Source organism: Flexivirga sp. YIM B11880 (genome assembly GCF_058148645.1).
The window spans coordinates 43462-60501 of the sequence record NZ_JBMAMH010000002.1; the positions used below are offsets into that span (position 1 = coordinate 43462).

Consider the following 17040-nt stretch of genomic DNA (forward strand, 5'->3'; position numbering starts at 1 on the left):
GGTCTACTGGTCCTGAGCCTGCGCGGTGAGCGCCACTCGCACCAGATCGCGGTTCTCCGCGACCAGGCGCACGAGGCCGGCGGGTGCGTCCTGGTTGGCAGCGAGCCACGCCTCGGTCGCGTCCAACAGCTCCTGGCTGGCGAGCGCGATGGGATACATCAGCCTGACGATGCCCGCCGCCACCGCGTAGGTGCGTGACTCCCACACGTCGCGCAGTGCCGCGTGGTAGCGCTCGACATACGGCTCCAGGAGCGCGGTGTCGTGCACCCGGCCGAAGCCGAGCGCGACCGCGCGACCGGTCTCGTTCGGCAGCACGTCGGTCTCGACCAGCTCGTGCCAGGCCTTCGCCTTCGCCTCCGCCGTCGGGTATGCCGCGCGTGCTCCCGCCGCCCGCGCGATCCCGGTCGCGGTGTTGTCCGCTGCGAGCTGCTCGTCGATCTCCGTATCGGTGGCGGCGCCGGCCGCCGCGAGCGAGGTCAACAGCGTCCACTTCATGTCGGTGTCGAGCGGCAGACCGGCGAGAACCGTTGTGCCGTCGAGCAATCCGCGGACATATGCAACGTCGTCGTCGCGGCGCGCGAACCGCGCGAAGGCCTGGGTGAACTGCAACTGGGCGTCACTGCCCGGTTCGGCGCCGGCCATCATCGCGCGGAACGCGGTGGCCACCTCGTCCGCGATCGCACCGCGGTTCTCGGCGCGCACGAACGACGTGGTGTTGCCGACTGCGCCCGAGGTCAGGAACGCCGTCGCAGCGCCGGTGACCTGCATCACCAGCCCCTGGCGCAGATTGGCGTCCGTCTCGGCGGGCAATGCGTCGAGCGCGTGCCTGATGTAGGCACGCGGCGGCAGTTCGCCGTCACGAGCCATGTCCCACAACGCGCCGAAGACGACCGCACGCGCCAGTGGGTCCGAGATCGCCGTCGGGTTGGCGAGCACGGTTTCCAGCGAGCGCGGGTCCAGACGCACCTTGGCGTAGGCGAGGTCGTGGTCGTTGACGAGCAGCAGGTCCGGCACACGGTGCCCGACCAGCTTGGGCACCTCGGTGAGGGCGCCGTCCACGTCGATCTCGACCGACGAATCCGCCGTCAGGGCGCCGTCGGCGAGCGTGTAGCTGCCGATCGCGACCCGGTGCGGCCGCAATGTGGGCTGGTCGGACGGTGCGGTCTGCTCGATCTGCAGCCGGGTGATGATGCCGTCGTCGTCGACCTCGACCAGCGGACGCAGCACATTGACGCCTGCGGTCTTGAGCCACAGCTCGCGCCACGTGGTCAGGTCGCGTCCGGACGTCTGCTCCAGCTCCCCGAGCAGATCGTCGAAGGTGGTGTTGCCCCACTTGAATTTGCTGAAGTAGGAACGCAATCCCGCGACGAAGGGTTCGATCCCGACATACGCGACGAGCTGCTTGAGGACCGAGGCGCCCTTGGCGTAGGTGATGCCGTCGAAGTTGGCCTCGACGTCCTCCAGATGACGCATGTTGGCGTAGACCGGATGCGTCGACGACATCTGGTCCTGCTTGTAGGCCCAGGTCTTCTCCGAGCTGCTGAACGTCGTCCATGCCGTGTCCCACTCGGTGACCTCGGCCTGGCACCAGGTCGATGCCCACTCGGCGAACGACTCGTTGAGCCACAGGTCGTCCCACCACTGCATGGTGACCAGGTCCCCGAACCACATGTGTGCCAGCTCGTGCAGGATGGTGAGGGCGCGCCGCTCGACCAGAGCGTCGGACACCTTGGTCCGGAAGATGTAGGTCTCGGTGATCGTCACGCAGCCGGCGTTCTCCATCGCGCCGGCGTTGTATTCGGGGGTGAAGATCTGGTCGTACTTCGCAAACGGGTACGGCTCCCCGAACTGCTCCTCGAAGAACGCGAAGCCCTTCTTGGTGACCGCGAAAATGTTGTCAGGGTCGAGGTATTCGCGCAGCGACCTGCGGCAGTAGACAGCGAGCGGAACCGGGCCGTTCGCCGCCTCGACCTCGTCACGGACCACGTCATACGGGCCGGCGACGAGCGCCGTGATGTATGACGAGACGCGCGGCGTCGGCTCGAACGCCCACGTCGCGGCGGGCTCGGCGGCGCCGCTCGGACCGGTGTAGGTCTGTTCCGCCGGTATCGGCTCCGGGGTGGGCTGGTTGGAGATCAGCTGCCAGCGGGCCGGCGCCGTGACGGTGAAGGCGAACGTCGCCTTGAGACTCGGCTGCTCGAAGACCGCGAACACGCGGCGACTGTCGGCGACCTCGAACTGCGTGTAGAGGTAGACCTCGTCGTCGGCCGGGTCGACGAACCGGTGCAGGCCCTCGCCGGTGTTCATGTAGGCCCCGGTCGCCTCGACCGTGAGCTCGTTCGTCGCCGACAGCGTAGGCAGCGCAATCCGCGCACCGTCGAAAGCGGTTGCTGGGTCTATTGATTCACCGTTGAGGGTGATCGACTCGACGGAGGGGCCGATGAAGTCGATGAAGGTCCCTGCGGTGTCCGTCGCGTCGAACCGCACCGTGGATGTGGTGCGGAAGGTGTCAGGACCGGTGGTGAGGTCCAGAGTCACGTCATACGACTCGACGGTGAGCGAGGAAGCGCGACGCTGCGCTTCCTCGCGCGTGAGATTGGTGCCAGGCACTATGTAGCTCCATCACGAAGACATGGATTGGATGTGCGTCATCCTCGCACGAGCGCCAGTGGCAGGATTGGCGCGTGACGACAGACAAGCGCCAGTCCGCAGAAATGTTCTTCGATCCGCTGTGCCCGTGGGCCTGGATGACGTCCCGCTGGCTCATGGAGGTCGAGAAGGTCCGGCCGATCGACGTGACCTGGAGTGTCATGAGCCTATCGGTGCTCAACGAGGGTCGCGAGGATCTGTCCGAGAGCTATCGCGAGCTGCTCGACCGTGGGTGGGGGCCGGTGCGCGTGGTGATCGCCGCGGCGCGCGACCACGGCGACGACTACAAGAAGAAGCTGTATGACGCCATCGGCACCCGGCTGCACCCGGGGGAGATGGGCGGCACCGAGGAGGGCCAGCGGCAGGCGGTGACCGAGGCGCTCGCGGAGGTCGGATTGCCGGCGGAGCTGATCGACTACTACGACAACGTGCCGGGGGACGAGATCGACGAGCTCCTGCGTGCGTCCCACGAGCGCGGTATCAGCCTGGTCGGCGAGGACGTCGGTACGCCGGTCGTGTCGTTCGGCGATGTCGCATTCTTCGGTCCGGTGGTGACGCCCGCCCCCAAGGGTGAGGCGGCCGGCAAGCTCTGGGACGGTTGTCTGCTGGTCGCGGGCACGCCCGGTTTCTACGAGATCAAGCGGACCCGCACCAAGGGTCCCGACTTCAGCTGAGGAGACAGCCGGATGCGAGTGCACATCGGTGGCGACCACGCGGCCTACGAGATGCAGCGGGCCCTGGTCGACTGGCTCGCCGAGGAGGGCCACGACGTCGTCGACCACGGCGCGACCACCTACGACGACCTCGACGACTACCCGGTCTTCGTGCTGCGCGCGGCGGAGGGCGTTGCGGCGGACGAAGGCTCGCTCGGCGTCGTCCTCGGCGGCTCGGGCAACGGCGAGCAGATCGCGGCCAACAAAGTGAAGGGCATTCGTGCGGCCCTCTGCTACAACACCGAGCTGGCCCAGCTGGCACGCCAGCACAACGATGCGCAGATCATTTCCATCGGCGGGCGGTTCAACACGATCGACGAGGCCAAGGAGATGGTCAAGGTCTTCCTGGCGACACCGTTCTCGGGCGTGGAGCGTCATCAGCGCCGGGTGGACATGGTTTCCGACTACGAGCAGTCCGGAGATCTCCCCGCCGAGGAGTGAGCGCGAACCATAGCGCATGGATTTGGCAAGGCGCCGGTAAGAAGTCAGTAAATTGCGACGACCGGCGACTGACCGGGCGTCAGGATGCGTGCATGGCCATCGATCTGTCGCTTGCGCCCCGGCGGTTGTCTCGTCCGTCGGCTGCGCCCGGGCAGGGAGTGGACACCACGACGGCCGAGCTGGTCGTTCTCGTCCTGGCTGTCGGGATCGTCACGATCGCCTGGCCCAGCGACGTCGCGTATGCATTGTTCATTCCGTTGGCCGTCGCCGCCCGGATGGTGTTGCCGGCCCGGCGCACACTGTTCGTCTTCGGCGCCATCGCGGTGGCCTATGTCGTGAGCGTGCTCGACACGCGGCACGCGACGGCGTGTGCTCTGGGGTTGGTGCTCGCCGCGACGATGGCGCTGGTCACGGTGGTCGACCGCACGCACACGCGCGCCGGTGTCACCACGGCGGTCGGCGGCTCGATGCTGATGGATCTGCGCGAGCGGCTCCGTGCGCAGGGCCGGTTGCCGATCCTGCCCACCGGTTGGAATGTCGAGTCGAGTGTGCAGCCGGCATACGGCGACTCGTTCTCCGGGGACTTCGTGGTCGGCAACTGTCCCACCGGGGACCGCTTCGAGCTCGCCATGGTCGATGTGTCGGGCAAGGGCACGACCGCGGGCACCCGTTCGCTGCTGCTGGGCGGCGCCTTCGCCGGTCTGCTCGGGGCCATGGAGCCGGCGCGCTTCCTTCCGGCGGCCAACGACTACTTGATGCGACAGGGCTGGTCCGAAGGGTTCGCCACCGCGGTGCACGCGTCGGTCGACCTGGCGACCGGCGACTACAGCGTCGGCTCGGCCGGGCATCCGCCGGCGATGCACTTCCACGCGGGGTCGGGCCGGTTCGCGCCGATCGACGGCGCATCCGGTATGGCGCTGGGCATCCTCGGCCGGCAGGACGCCGACGATTTCCCGCGTGCCCACGGACGCCTCGAGCGAGGTGACGCCTTGTTGCTCTTCACCGACGGCGTCGTGGAGCAGCCCGGTATGGACCTGACCCAGGGCGTCGACCGGATGCTCGGGCACGCGGACCGCGCGTTCGCCGCCGGTGCCAAAGGCGCCGCCATGCGGATCTGCAGCACCGGCAACGGCGGACTGTCCGACGACCGGGCGGTCGTCGTCATCTGGCGCGACTGAGGCCCCGGCACGGGTCGCGGCTGTTGGCCGAGGCTGCACCCTGTCGCGCCTTCCGGTGAGACATATCCCCGTTTGACAGATCGCGCGGCGGGGCGCGCGCCCGGCATATCGGGAAGAAGGACAACCGCGCAGCCAAAAGAGCACAGGCGAGCGAGCGAACGGAAGGGTGCCTGCGCGAAACGCAGACACCCTTCCCGAACGAAGCGAGCGGGCGACGAGAATCGAACTCGCGTAATCAGTTTGGAAGACTGAGGCTCTACCATTGAGCTACGCCCGCGTGGTCGGCTCTCGACCGCGATGTGCGATCTGCCGAACCGAGGCGCTAGCCTACTGCCCGCCCGGGGACGCACCAAACCGGCGTCGGCTTCGGCCGGTGAAGTTGATGAGCACGGGCACCGAAGGCGCGGAGAGCGCGCTTCGGTGTGACGGGGTATGGCGCAGCTTGGTAGCGCGTCCGCTTTGGGAGCGGAAGGCCGCCGGTTCGAATCCGGCTACCCCGACAGCTAGCATGTTGAGTTAGCGCGGTCTATCACGCCGCGATCATGACGGGCTCCGTGTGGCGGAGCCGAACCACCACCATTTTGGAGTCCTTGCAGTGAAGAGTGCCGTCGAGAAGTTGGGTCCCACCCGGGTCAAGCTGTCCGTGGAGGTTCCCTACGAGGAGCTGAAGCCGAGCGTCGACGAGGCGTACAAGGCGATCGGTGCACAGATCCAGGTGCCGGGTTTCCGCAAGGGCAAGGTGCCGGCGCGCATCATCGACCAGCGCATCGGCCGTCCGGCGGTGCTGCAGGAGGCGATCAACGACGCGCTGCCGACGTTCTACGGTCAGGCGCTGGCCGAGAACAGCCTGCGTCCGATGGGCCAGCCGGAGGTCGAGGTCACCGAGGTGCCCGTCGATGAGGCGCAGCCGCTGAAGTTCGACGCCGAGCTGGACACTGCGCCGGAGTTCGAGCTGCCCGACTTCTCCCAGATCACCGTCGAGGTGGAGCCGCTGCAGGTGTCCGACGAGGACGTGGAGAAGGAGCTCGAGGCGCTGCGCGAGCGGTTCGGCACTCTGGCGAGCGTCGACCGCGCCGCCGCTGACGGCGACTCGGTGACGATCGACCTCAAGGCCACCATCGGCGACGAGGACATCGACGACGTGTCCGGTGTCAACTACCTCATCGGTTCCGGCAACATGCTGCAGGGTCTGGACGAGGCGGTCACCGGCTTGTCGGCGGGTGAGAGCGCGACCTTCACCACGGCGCTGGCCGGCGGTGAGCACGAGGGCGAGGACGCCGAGGTCACCGTGACCGTGCAGGCGGTGAAGGAGCGGCAGCTGCCGGAGCTGGACGACGAGTTCGCCCAGATGGCGTCGCAGCACGACACCCTCGAGGAGATGCGTGCCGAGGTCACCGAGCAGGTGGAGCGCGGCAAGCGATTCGAGCAGGGCGTGCAGGCGCGTGACAAGGCTCTCGACCACCTGCTGAAGACCCTCGATCTGCCGCTTCCGGACAAGGTCATCGAGGACGAGGTGCACCAGCACCTGGAGAACGAAGACCGGCTGGAGGACGACGAGCACCGCGCGGAGGTCGACGAGTCGACCCGCAAGGCGCTCAAGACCCAGCTCATCCTCGACAAGCTCGTCGAGCGCGACGAGGTGCAGGTCTCGCAGGAAGAGCTGATCGAATACATCGTCATGTCGGCCTCGCAGTACGGCATGGACCCCAACCAGTTCGCGCAGGCCCTGGACCAGCAGGGTCAGGTGCCGGCGATCATGGGCGAGGTCGCCCGCCGCAAGGCGCTCGCCTCGATCCTGGACGAGATCAAGGTCGTCGACACCGACGGTCACGAGGTCGACCTGTCCGCCCTGGACGAGGACGAGGACGACGACGACAACTCGGTCGAGGGGACCGCCGATCCGGCCGAGGAGCAGGACGTTGCGTCGGACGAGTCGGCGCAGGGTGAGGACTCCGAGGACGCCACGGTCTAAAAGACGCCTCTCGTCATACCGCAGCTGGATGGCGACACCGCGAAACCCCTTCCGCGCGCGAGCGACGGGAGGGGTTTCGCGCGTCACTGCTCGCCCACAATTGCGCCGTGGGCGAACATCGACCGCACCGGGGACGAAGTTCGGTGGTGCGGGCGTTAGGGTCCAGTGAGATAGCACCACGAGAGATGACGGAGACGCGGTGAGCAACGCACAGGAGGTGTCCATGGCCACCGAAGCACAGCAGATGGGCCTGGACGATCAGATCTACAACCGGCTGCTCAAGGAACGAATCATCTTCCTCGGCTCCGACGTCCGTGACGAGAACGCCAACGCAATCTGCGCGCAGCTGTTGCTCCTCGCGGCCGAGGACCCCGAGAAGGACATCTGGCTCTACATCAACAGCCCCGGCGGTTCGATCTCCGCGGGGATGGCGATCTTCGACACCATGAACTGGATCCCCAACGACGTCGCCACCGTGGCGATGGGTATGGCGGCCAGCATGGGCCAGTTCCTTTTGTCCGCCGGCACGCACGGCAAGCGCTACGCCACGCCGCACGCCCGGGTGATGATGCACCAGCCGTCCGGCGGCATCGGCGGCACGGCCTCGGACATCAAGATCCAGGCCGAGCAGCTGGTCTTCATCAAGCGGCAGATGGCCGAGCTGATCGCCGAGCACACCGGTCAGACGGTGGAGCAGATCGAGAAGGACTCCGATCGCGACCGCTGGTTCTCCGCGCAGGAAGCGCTCGAATACGGCTTCGTCGACCACGTCTTCGAGCGCTCCACGGACGCGCCGAGCCAGGACAACTCATGACCAACAGCTTTGGAGCACAGATGAATTCGCCGTATGCCGGGGTGAGTGCCCCGCAGCCGAGCAGTCGCTACATCCTGCCGCAGTTCGAGGAGCGCACCTCCTACGGCCTGAAGCGCTCGGACCCCTACAACAAGCTCTTCGAGGACCGCATCATCTTCCTCGGCGTGCAGGTCGACGACGCGTCCGCGGACGACATCATCGCCCAGTTGATCGTGCTGGAGAGCCAGGATCCCGACCGGGACATCCTGATGTACATCAACTCTCCGGGTGGTTCGTTCACGGCGCTGACCGCGATCTACGACACCATGCAGTACATCCAGCCGGACGTGCAGACGTTCGTCATCGGCCAGGCGGCGTCCGCCGCCGCGGTGTTGCTGGGCGCCGGCGCGCCGGGCAAACGGTTCGCGCTGCCCAACGCCCGGATCCTGATCCACCAGCCCGCGATGGAGGGTGCCGGCGGCACCGCGTCCGACCTGGAGATCACCGCCAACGAGGTGTTCCGGATGCGCGAGTGGCTGGAGCACACCTGGGCCAAGCACACCGGCCGCACGCCGGAGCAGGTCAAGCAGGACATCGAGCGGGACAAGATCTTGACCGCCGACGAGGCCAAGGAGTACGGCCTGATCGACCAGGTCCTGTCCAGCCGCAAGGCGTCCGCGCAGTAGTCGACGCTGCGGCGCGCGCAACTCGCGACCGTCGCGACTTCTGCACCAGAAATCGCGTCCGGGCGCGCGCAACTCGCGACCGTCGCGACTTATGCACGAGAAATCGCGTCCGGGCGCGCGCAACTCGCGACCGTCGCGACTTCTGCACCGCCTGACTCGATCAGGGCAATCGGGGTGACCGCCCATTCCGGGTGGTGACCCCGATTGCGCTCTCAGCGGACAGGCGTGACTTGATGCGCGACACCGGGTTTCAATGGAACCTGGACGGCTCGGCGCGCGGTAGCGTCGGCCGGGCACACGGATCGACACCCGGGACTCGGGTGACGCGGCACGGCATACGACTGGAGGGCACGTGGCACGCATCGGAGAAGGCGGCGACCTGCTGAAGTGCTCTTTCTGCGGCAAGAGCCAGAAGCAGGTCAAGAAGCTCATCGCGGGCCCGGGCGTCTACATCTGTGACGAGTGCATCGATCTGTGCAACGAGATCATCGAGGAGGAGCTCGCCGAGACCTCCGAGCTGGGGCTCGACCAGCTGCCGAAGCCGCGGGAGATCTTCGACTTCCTGGAGCAATACGTCATCGGCCAGGAGACCGCCAAGCGGGCCCTGTCGGTGGCCGTCTACAACCACTACAAGCGGATCCAGGCCGCCGAGCAGCCGGCGGCCAGCAAGAAGGACGGGCCGGCGGTCGAGATCGCCAAGTCCAACATCCTGCTGATCGGTCCGACCGGCTGCGGCAAGACCTACCTGGCCCAGACCCTCGCGCGGATGCTCAACGTGCCGTTCGCCATCGCCGATGCGACCGCGCTGACCGAGGCCGGCTATGTCGGGGAGGATGTCGAGAACATCCTGCTCAAGCTGATCCAGGCCGCCGACTTCGACGTGAAGAAGGCGGAGACCGGGATCATCTACATCGACGAGATCGACAAGGTCGCCCGCAAGAGCGAGAACCCGTCGATCACCCGTGACGTGTCGGGCGAGGGTGTGCAGCAGGCGCTGCTGAAGATCCTGGAGGGCACCACCGCGAGCGTGCCGCCGCAGGGTGGCCGCAAACACCCGCACCAGGAGTTCATCCAGATCGACACCACCAACGTGCTGTTCATCGTGGGCGGGGCCTTCGCGGGCCTGGAGAAGATCATCGAGGCGCGGACCGGGCGTCAGGGCCTGGGTTTCGGCTCGGAGCTGCGCACCGCCAAGGACCCGATGACCAGCTTCTCCGACGTGCTGCCGGAGGACCTCATGAAGTTCGGGCTGATCCCCGAGTTCATCGGTCGGCTCCCGGTCATCACCACGGTGGAGCCGCTCGACCGCGAAGGCCTCGTGTCGATCCTCACCGAGCCCCGCAACGCGCTGGTCAAGCAGTACGAGCGGATGTTCGAGATCGACAACGTCGAGCTGGAGTTCACCGCGGATGCCGTCGAGGCGGTCGCCGAGCAGGCCATGCTCCGGGGCACCGGCGCCCGAGGGCTGCGCGCGATCCTCGAAGAGGTGCTGTTGCCCGTGATGTTCGACGTGCCGAGCGACGACGACATCGCCCGAGTCGTGGTCACCCGCGAGGTGGTGCTCGACAACGTCAACCCGACGATCGTGCGCCGGATGCCGGCGTCGGGCCGCAAGCGGCCGCGCAAGGAATCCGCCTGACCCCGTGGCCTTACCCCTCGCCAGAGGGATCTTTGGTGGATCGCGTCCGGTCGTTCATCGAGTGGTATGCCGCGGAGGCTCGCTCCTCGGTCGGTTCGCGGGTGAGTCGGATCAGCACCAGCACAGCTGCAACGAGGGCGAGCAGGACGGCCGTCACGCCATACGGCAGCAATTCGTCGTTCGTCGGCTCGATCAGCAAGGCCAGCACTCCCGCGGCCGTGGTGGCCAGACCGACGAGCACCGTACGCGGCACCCACCGGGCGAGTACGGCGCGGGGGATCGGTGCCTGGTCCGGGCCGCTCGCCACGAGCGCGACCGCGACGTGCGCCAGGAGAAGCAGCCAGGCGGCCGGCAGGACCCACCACGACCCCGCGGCCATGCCGCTCATCAGCCACTGCACGACCATGGCGCCGAGCAGGATCAGTCCCGCGAGACTGTCGCTGTTGCCCAGCACGATGGAGCCGGCGGCCAGCGTGAGCACCAGACCGATCCAGGTCATCGATCCGGCGATGTCGGTCATGACGAGCAACAGCAGCGCCGCGCCGATCGCGACCGCCAGCGCGATCGCGCGGTCGCGATGCAGTTCGACGATGCGCTCCATTCGTGGCAACAACGTCATCGACGCACCACCCGCGGTTGCGGCCGGGCGGAGAGGCGGGCCAGCACGGGGTCGAGGCTGCCCGGGCCGCGCCACCGGGTCACCGGCACTCCGAACCGCTCGATCGCGTGGATCTCGCGTTCGCGCTCCAGCAGCCGCAGCCGGATGGCGACCGCGAGTGCCGGATCGTCGTCCGGGACGTCCCCGGGGAAGCAGTCGATGACCAGGACCGTCATGCCGCGTTGGGCCAGGGTCGCCGCCAGGGTCAGCGGCATCGGGCTGAGCAGCGGGCTGACGAGCAGCAACACGCCGCCCGGGCGCAGCCGGGTGCGGACCGCCGCGGTCCGGAAGCCGGTGCCGAGGCCGCGTTCGATGCCGCTGAGGCAGTCCATGATGCGCCGCTGGTGCAACGCCCCCATCGCGACCGGCACCCGTACGGTGCGCAAGCCGCCGGCGACCTCCAGCCCGACCCGGTCGCCGCGGCCGAGGAAGTAGGTTGCGAGGCCGGCGGACGCCCGGACCCCGAGGTCCAGCGAGCTGGCTTCGTCCCTGTCCGGATCGCCGCTGCTGTAGTCGGTCGAGGCGTCGAGCAGGATCAGGATCTCGGTGTCCTGCTCGGCGAACGACGTCCGCACGTGGAGCACACCGGTGCGGGCCGACACCGGCCAGTGGATGTGCCGGAGCCGATCGCCGACCTGGAACTGGCGAATGTCCGCGAATTCGGTGCCCTCGGCCTTGGTGTTGCTGCGGTTGAGACCGATCAGACCCTGCGGGTGCGGCAGCGCGCGCTTGGAGTCGAAGGCGGCGATCTCCGGGAGCGTGGTGACGGTGAGCGCCGGCAGCCGCACCGTGCCGTAGCGGAAGCCACCCCACGGCCCGAACAGCGCGAGCCGGGTGGCCAGGATCTGGCGGGTGCCCCACCGTTGGGGTCGCCAGCGCATCGTGCACGTGACGCCGCCGTCGTCCAGGGTGCCGGCCACGGCACCCGAATCGGGAGTGAACGTCAGCATGCGTCGGTCTGCGACATACGCAGCGAACTGCTCGGCAGTGTCGGTGCCGGCGACCCGGATCGTCCACGCCTGGGTCGTGCCCTCCACCGGCGACGCACTCGAGATCGTGCCGGTGATCTCGGGCGTCGCGCTCGGCCGCGTCGCGAGCGTCCACACGGTCACGATGAGCAGCGGGGTGCCGAGCACGAGCAGGTCGGCCCGTCCGAAACCGACTGCCGCGCCGACGAGCACCACCGCCAGCATGGCGGCGCGGAGGAATGCCGGGGTGATCCGCCATCCCGGGTCCTGCAGCGGACGAACCGTGCGGGTCGCCATGCCGGCGGTCAGCCCTTCGCTGTCGCTGGTGCCGGGACGCTGCCCAGCAGCCCGTGCACCACCGACGTCGCGGTGACGCCGCTCATCCACAACTCCGGTTTGATGGTGATCCGGTGGGTGAGCACCGCCTGCGCGACTGCCTTCACGTCCTCGGGGGTGACGAAGTCGCGGCCGCGGACCACCGCGAGCGCCCGGCCGACCAGCAACAACGCCAGCGAGCCACGCGGCGAGGCACCGATGAGCACCTGTGCGTGGCTGCGCGTCGCCGCGGCGAGCCGGACGCAGTAGTCGACGACCGAGTCCTCGACGGTGATTTGCTCGACGGCGGCCTGCATGGCGAGCAGTCCCTGGGCGTCGGTGACCGGGTCGAGGGTGATCTCCTCCTGCTGGCGGCGGATCCGGCGCAGCAGCACGTCGGACTCCTCCTCGACGGTCGGGTAGCCGAAGCTGACCCGGGTGAGGAAGCGGTCCAGCTGCGCCTCTGGCAGTGGGTAAGTGCCTTCGTACTCCACGGGATTCGCGGTGGCGATGACGTGGAACGGCTTGGGGAGCATGAAGGTCTGGCCCTCGACGGTGACCTGTCGCTCCTGCATCGCCTCCAGCAGCGCGGCCTGGGTCTTGGGCGGTGTGCGGTTGATCTCGTCGGCGAGCAGCAGGCCGGTGAACAGTGGCCCGTGCCGGAAGTCGAAGGTCGCCGTCCGCTGGTCGAAGATGAAGGACCCGGTCAGATCCGCGGGCAGCAGGTCCGGCGTGAACTGTGCTCGCGCGAAATCCAGTCCGAGGGTCTGGGCCAGCGACCGCGCGGCGAGCGTCTTGCCGAGCCCCGGATTGTCCTCGAGCAGCACATGGCCACCGGCGAGCAGGGTCGCGAGCACCAGTTCCAGGGCGTGGCGCTTGCCGACGACCGCTTTGTCGACGCTGTCCAGGATCTGCTCGGCGCGCCGGGTCGTCTCGGCGATGGTCGGTATGACGGGGAATTGCTGGCTCACAGTGCCTCGATGCGGTCGATGATGTCGGTCACGGTTTGTCGGGTGATCGATGGGGGCGGCTGGGCGAGCAGGTATGCCGCCAGCTCGGGGTCGGAATGGGCGAGCAGCTCGGCGTCGTCCGGCAGCTGCGCCGCACCGGCGGCGGTGGCGCGCTTGCGCAAGCGGTCCATGGCGACGTCGCGAACGATGGCCTGCAGGCTGACCGCGCTGGCATTGGGGTCGCCGCGGGTCCCGGGCTCGACGGCATCGTCGATCAGCCGGCGCAGGTAGCTGATCCGGGAGTCCTGACTGGTCTTCAGCCGGCGTCCCACCGGGCTGCCGGACCACTCGACCGGGTCCCACGCGCTGCCGCGGTCGTGCGCCCACCAGCCGATCGCGAACAGCGCGCCGAGAGCTGCGAGCAGGCCGAGCGGCTGGGGGCGCATCTGCAGCCAGGCCGTGAAGATCCACACGGCCAGCCACACCACGACCAGGATGGTGATGCGCTTGACCCAGTGGTGGGTGCGGTCGGATTCGGTGTCGTGGCTCGTCATACCCGCTCCGTGTGCGTGCCGTCCGGCAGCGACCGGCGCAGCGCATCGAGCGCAGCCACGGCGGACTCGCGATCCCGCTCGGTGAGCGGGTGCGCGGAATAGCGGGCTTCACGGTAGAGCCGGCCGAGCGTGCGCAGGGCCCGGTGGTCGACGTCGAGTTCGTCGAGCACCCGGATGGTCAGCTCGGCCGAGGTCTCGCTGGGTCGTCGCGCGATGCCGGCGGCCGCTGCGGCCTGCTCCAGGTCGACCCAGCAGGCGACGATCGCGTTGGAGGGCACGCCCTCGTGCAGGAGCGTCTGCTGGCGCCGTGCGGCCCGGCCGACCGCGTCCAGGACGGCGTCGTCCGCCTCGGGCAGGGGACCCTCCCGGGCTATCCGCAACCGCAGCCGCCAGCGACGGATGGTGGAGACCGCGATGGCGACGATCAGCCAGAGCAGCACGAGCAGCAGCAGGACGAGCAGCATGTCCAGCACGATGGTCCCGACCGTGTTGGCCAGGTTCTGGGACATCTTGTTGGTCGGCTGCGACGTTCCTCCGCCGAGCAGCGTCGGTGCCGTGAAGGTGCCGTACCGGATATGCAGATTCGGGTCACGCCCGGGACTTTGCAGGATCGGCGGACGCCGGGCGGTGGTCACCACGATCAGCACCATGAGCGCCAGAGCCGTTCCGGCGGCCACCAGCAGCCATCGTCGGTCCGAACGTCTCGGCGATCGGTCCTCCCCAGAACTCACCGCTCCAACCTAGGTCCCGACCGGCTCGCGGGTGGCCGAAAGCGGCCCATTCGTTACCCGCGAACCGGGGACCGCTGTGGGTTGGTCGGGCGCGGTGTCACTTCTGCCGAGGAGGCGGCGGCACCAGCTGCACGTCGCGCACCTCGAGGGTGTCGGCGTCGTCATACGTCAGCTCGCCGGTGAGCTTGCCGGCTGCCCGCAGGTCGGCCTCCGACGCGCGCACCAGCCGCTGCAGGTCCGCAGGTGCGGCGAGCGTCAGCGCGGTGACCTCGGCGCGCATGCCCAGCTTGGCGTCCGACTTGGCCTTGCGGACGCCGGCGAGGGCCTCACCGACGACCTGCAGAGCGGCCGGGTCACCGGTCGTCGGACCGCACTCGGCCGGCAGCGGCCACGCGGCGCGGTGCACCGAGTCCTCGTGCCACCAGGACCAGACTTCTTCGGTCGAGTAGGGCAGGAACGGTGCGAACAAACGCAATTGAACGTCGAGGGCGATCCGCAGCGCCGCACGGGCGCTCGCGGCGGCGGCCTCGCCCTGGGCGCCATACGCACGGTCCTTGACCAACTCGATGTAGTCGTCGCAGAAGGTCCAGAAGAAGGTCTCGGTGAGCTCCAGACTGCGCGTGTAGTCCCACGACTCGAAGCTGCGGGTCGCCTGCTCCACCAGGGTGCGCAGACCGGCGAGCAGTGCCAGGTCGAGCGGCTCGGTGACCGCCTCGGCGAGGTCGCCCTGGACCTCACCCATGCCCAGCGCGAACTTGCTGGCGTTGAGCAGCTTCATTGCCAGGCGACGGCCGACCTTCATCTGGCTCTCGTCGTATGCCGCGTCCATGCCGAGGCGTCCCGAGGCGGCCCAATAGCGCACCGCATCGGCGCTGTGCTGGGTGAGCACGTCCTCCGGGGTGACGGCGTTGCCCTTGGATTTGGACATCTTCTTGCGGTCCGGGTCGAGGATCCAGCCGTTGATCGCCGCGTCGGTCCACGGCACGGAGTCGTGCTCGAAGTGGCTGCGCACGACCGTCGCGAAGAGCCAGGTGCGGATGATGTCGTGGCCCTGCGGGCGCATGTCCATCGGGAAGATCTTGGCGAAGAGCTCGTCGTCGTTGCGCCCGCCGGCGTTGCTGGTCACCGGCCATCCGGTGGCGATCTGCGGGGACAGGGACGACGTCGCCCAGGTGTCCATGATGTCCGGGTCGCCGACGAATCCGCCTGGCACGCCTCGCTGCTCGGCGGTGTAGCCGGGCGGCACATCGGTGGCCGGGTCGACCGGCAACGTGTCGGCAGCCGCCGCGATCGGGTGGTCGTGGTCCGGCTCGCCGTCGGCGTCGAGGGGATACCAGATCGGGAACGGCACGCCGAAGAAGCGCTGCCGGCTGATCAGCCAGTCGCCGTTGAGGCCGTCGACCCAGTTGGTGTAGCGGCTGCGCATGAAGGTGGGGTGGAAGTCGATCTGTTCACCGCGCGCCACCAACGCCTTGCGCAGGTGGGCGTCGCGGCCACCGTTGGTGAGGTACCACTGGCGCGAGGTGACGATCTCCAGCGGCTTGTCGCCCTTCTCGAAGAAGTTCGCCTTGCGCTGGGTGGGCTTGGGCTCGCCGTCCAGGTCACCGGACTCGCGCAGGGCGTCGACGATCGCGACGCGCGCCGAGTGGACGGTCTTGGTGGCCATGCCCTCGGCATACAACTGCTCGCCGGGGCCGCCCACGAGCCAGGACGGGATCTCGCCCTGCAGGCGGCCGTTGCGGGTGATGATCGAGCGGGTCGGCAGCTGGAGCTCCCGCCACCAGGTGACGTCGGTGAGGTCACCGAAGGTGCAGCACATCGCGATGCCGGCACCCTTGTCGGGCTCGGCGAGGTGGTGCGCCAGCACTGGGATCTCGACACGGAAAAGCGGTGAGGTCACAGTCGATCCGAAGAGGCTCTGGTAGCGCTCGTCGTCCGGGTGGGCGATCAGCGCCACGCAGGCGGGGATGAGCTCGGGGCGAGTGGTCTCGATGTAGACCTTGTCGTCGCCGTGGTGGAAGGCGATGCGGTGGAACGCGCCGGGGTAGTCGCGGGCCTCCAATTCGGCTTGGGCGACAGCCGATTGGAAGGTGACGTCCCACAGCCCGGGGGCTTCCGCCTGGTAAGCCTCGCCGCGCTCCAGGTTGTGCAGGAACGCCTCCTGCGCGACCGCGCGGGAGCGGTCGTCGATGGTGCGGTAGGTCTGGGACCAGTCCACCGACACCCCGAGCCGGCGGAACAGCGACTCGAAGGCCACCTCGTCCTCGGTCGTCAGCTCCTCGCACAGCGGGATGAAGTTGGCGCGGCTGATCGGCACCTGGTCGGCTGCCTTGACCGACTTGCCTTCGGCACCGCGCAGCGGCGGGGTGAAGTCCGGGTCGTATGCCGCCGCGTGGTCACCCCGGACGCCGTAGTAGTTCTGCACGCGGCGCTCGGTCGGCAGGCCGTTGTCGTCCCAGCCCAAGGGGTAGAAGACCTCCTTGCCGCGCATCCGCTGGTAGCGCGCCACCACGTCCGTGTGCGTGTAGCCGAAGACGTGTCCTACGTGCAGGCTGCCGCTCGCCGTCGGCGGCGGGGTGTCGATGGAGAAGACGCGCTCGCGGGGCAGGGACAGCGCGCGCTCGCGGTCGAACTTGTAGGTGTCCTGCTCGCGCCATACAGCCGCCCACTTGTCCTCCAAGCCGTCCACGGTCGGCTTGTCGGGGATGCGGGATGTCGTGCTGTCGGCGGGATCAGTCATGCCGCACATGATCCCATCCGTGCGCGCGGAGTGCCCAATCGGTTTCCGGGTAT

The 17040-nt window shown here is 68.4% G+C and carries 14 protein-coding genes and 2 tRNA genes; 8 read left to right on the forward strand and 8 right to left on the reverse strand.

Features of this window, described 5'->3' with window-relative positions; genetic code table 11:
- Positions 1-3 precede the first annotated feature (3 nt).
- A complete protein-coding gene (gene pepN / locus ACN8HC_RS04785) occupies positions 4-2610 on the reverse strand; it encodes an aminopeptidase N (protein ID WP_490073739.1) in 2607 nt (868 codons plus the stop codon).
- Positions 2611-2684: 74 nt separating this feature from the next.
- Here pepN and ACN8HC_RS04790 point away from each other — a divergent pair, with 74 nt between their 5' ends.
- The 3 genes from ACN8HC_RS04790 (at position 2685) to ACN8HC_RS04800 (ending at position 4981) form a co-directional block, all read left to right on the forward strand.
- Positions 2685-3323 (forward strand): mycothiol-dependent nitroreductase Rv2466c family protein, encoded by a 639-nt coding sequence (locus ACN8HC_RS04790; protein ID WP_490073740.1) that lies wholly within the window; start codon positions 2685-2687, stop codon positions 3321-3323.
- Positions 3324-3335: 12 nt separating this feature from the next.
- Positions 3336-3803: a ribose-5-phosphate isomerase gene (locus ACN8HC_RS04795; RefSeq protein WP_490073741.1), complete on the forward strand. Its 468-nt coding sequence runs from the start codon at positions 3336-3338 to the stop codon at positions 3801-3803.
- Between the two features lie 92 nt (positions 3804-3895).
- Entirely contained in the window at positions 3896-4981 is a 1086-nt protein-coding gene (locus ACN8HC_RS04800) for a PP2C family protein-serine/threonine phosphatase (RefSeq protein WP_490073742.1), read from the forward strand.
- 206 nt (positions 4982-5187) lie between these two features.
- Here the strand turns inward: ACN8HC_RS04800 and ACN8HC_RS04805 are convergent.
- Positions 5188-5258, reverse strand: a tRNA-Gly gene (locus ACN8HC_RS04805).
- Between the two features lie 149 nt (positions 5259-5407).
- On the opposite strand from ACN8HC_RS04805, the gene ACN8HC_RS04810 reads away from it, so the two are divergent.
- From ACN8HC_RS04810 to clpX, 5 genes are all read left to right on the forward strand, one after another.
- Positions 5408-5481, forward strand: a tRNA-Pro gene (locus ACN8HC_RS04810).
- 95 nt (positions 5482-5576) lie between these two features.
- A complete protein-coding gene (gene tig / locus ACN8HC_RS04815) occupies positions 5577-6953 on the forward strand; it encodes a trigger factor (RefSeq protein ID WP_490073743.1) in 1377 nt (458 codons plus the stop codon).
- A gap of 223 nt (positions 6954-7176) precedes the next feature.
- Positions 7177-7767: an ATP-dependent Clp protease proteolytic subunit gene (locus ACN8HC_RS04820; protein WP_490073986.1), complete on the forward strand. Its 591-nt coding sequence runs from the start codon at positions 7177-7179 to the stop codon at positions 7765-7767.
- Positions 7764-8432 (forward strand): ATP-dependent Clp protease proteolytic subunit, encoded by a 669-nt coding sequence (locus ACN8HC_RS04825; RefSeq protein WP_490073744.1) that lies wholly within the window; start codon positions 7764-7766, stop codon positions 8430-8432. The genes ACN8HC_RS04820 and ACN8HC_RS04825 overlap by 4 nt, the downstream gene beginning before the upstream one ends.
- A gap of 352 nt (positions 8433-8784) precedes the next feature.
- Positions 8785-10071 carry an ATP-dependent Clp protease ATP-binding subunit ClpX gene (gene clpX, locus ACN8HC_RS04830; RefSeq protein ID WP_490073745.1) on the forward strand — a complete coding sequence of 429 codons (1287 nt, stop codon included), beginning with the start codon at positions 8785-8787 and terminating at the stop codon, positions 10069-10071.
- A gap of 10 nt (positions 10072-10081) precedes the next feature.
- Here clpX and ACN8HC_RS04835 read toward each other — a convergent pair whose 3' ends face one another.
- From ACN8HC_RS04835 to valS, 6 genes are all read right to left on the reverse strand, one after another.
- Positions 10082-10690, reverse strand: coding sequence for a hypothetical protein (locus tag ACN8HC_RS04835; protein WP_490073746.1), 609 nt, complete (start codon positions 10688-10690; stop codon positions 10082-10084).
- Positions 10687-12084, reverse strand: coding sequence for a DUF58 domain-containing protein (locus tag ACN8HC_RS04840; RefSeq protein ID WP_490073747.1), 1398 nt, complete (start codon positions 12082-12084; stop codon positions 10687-10689). Before ACN8HC_RS04840 ends, ACN8HC_RS04835 begins: the two co-directional genes overlap by 4 nt.
- A complete protein-coding gene (locus ACN8HC_RS04845) occupies positions 12003-12983 on the reverse strand; it encodes an AAA family ATPase (RefSeq protein ID WP_490073748.1) in 981 nt (326 codons plus the stop codon). Before ACN8HC_RS04845 ends, ACN8HC_RS04840 begins: the two co-directional genes overlap by 82 nt.
- Positions 12980-13516 carry a hypothetical protein gene (locus ACN8HC_RS04850; RefSeq protein WP_490073749.1) on the reverse strand — a complete coding sequence of 179 codons (537 nt, stop codon included), beginning with the start codon at positions 13514-13516 and terminating at the stop codon, positions 12980-12982. The genes ACN8HC_RS04845 and ACN8HC_RS04850 overlap by 4 nt, the downstream gene beginning before the upstream one ends.
- Positions 13513-14193 carry a DUF4129 domain-containing protein gene (locus ACN8HC_RS04855; RefSeq protein WP_490073750.1) on the reverse strand — a complete coding sequence of 227 codons (681 nt, stop codon included), beginning with the start codon at positions 14191-14193 and terminating at the stop codon, positions 13513-13515. Before ACN8HC_RS04855 ends, ACN8HC_RS04850 begins: the two co-directional genes overlap by 4 nt.
- A gap of 151 nt (positions 14194-14344) precedes the next feature.
- Complete coding sequence (valS, locus tag ACN8HC_RS04860) at positions 14345-16987, reverse strand: valine--tRNA ligase (protein ID WP_490073751.1); 2643 nt, start codon at positions 16985-16987, stop codon at positions 14345-14347.
- Between the last annotated feature and the right edge of the window lie 53 nt (positions 16988-17040).

What these genes read in the sequence shown, in the direction of transcription:
- ACN8HC_RS04795 (WP_490073741.1), top strand. Translation starts at nt 3,336, where the DNA reads ATGCGAGTGCACATCGGTGGCGACCACGCGGCCTACGAGATGCAGCGG.
- ACN8HC_RS04800 (WP_490073742.1), top strand. Translation starts at nt 3,896, where the DNA reads ATGGCCATCGATCTGTCGCTTGCGCCCCGGCGGTTGTCTCGTCCGTCG.
- ACN8HC_RS04820 (WP_490073986.1), top strand. Translation starts at nt 7,177, where the DNA reads ATGGCCACCGAAGCACAGCAGATGGGCCTGGACGATCAGATCTACAAC.
- ACN8HC_RS04825 (WP_490073744.1), top strand. Translation starts at nt 7,764, where the DNA reads ATGACCAACAGCTTTGGAGCACAGATGAATTCGCCGTATGCCGGGGTG.
- ACN8HC_RS04835 (WP_490073746.1), bottom strand. Translation starts at nt 10,690, where the DNA reads ATGACGTTGTTGCCACGAATGGAGCGCATCGTCGAACTGCATCGCGAC.
- ACN8HC_RS04850 (WP_490073749.1), bottom strand. Translation starts at nt 13,516, where the DNA reads ATGACGAGCCACGACACCGAATCCGACCGCACCCACCACTGGGTCAAG.
- valS (WP_490073751.1), bottom strand. Translation starts at nt 16,987, where the DNA reads ATGACTGATCCCGCCGACAGCACGACATCCCGCATCCCCGACAAGCCG.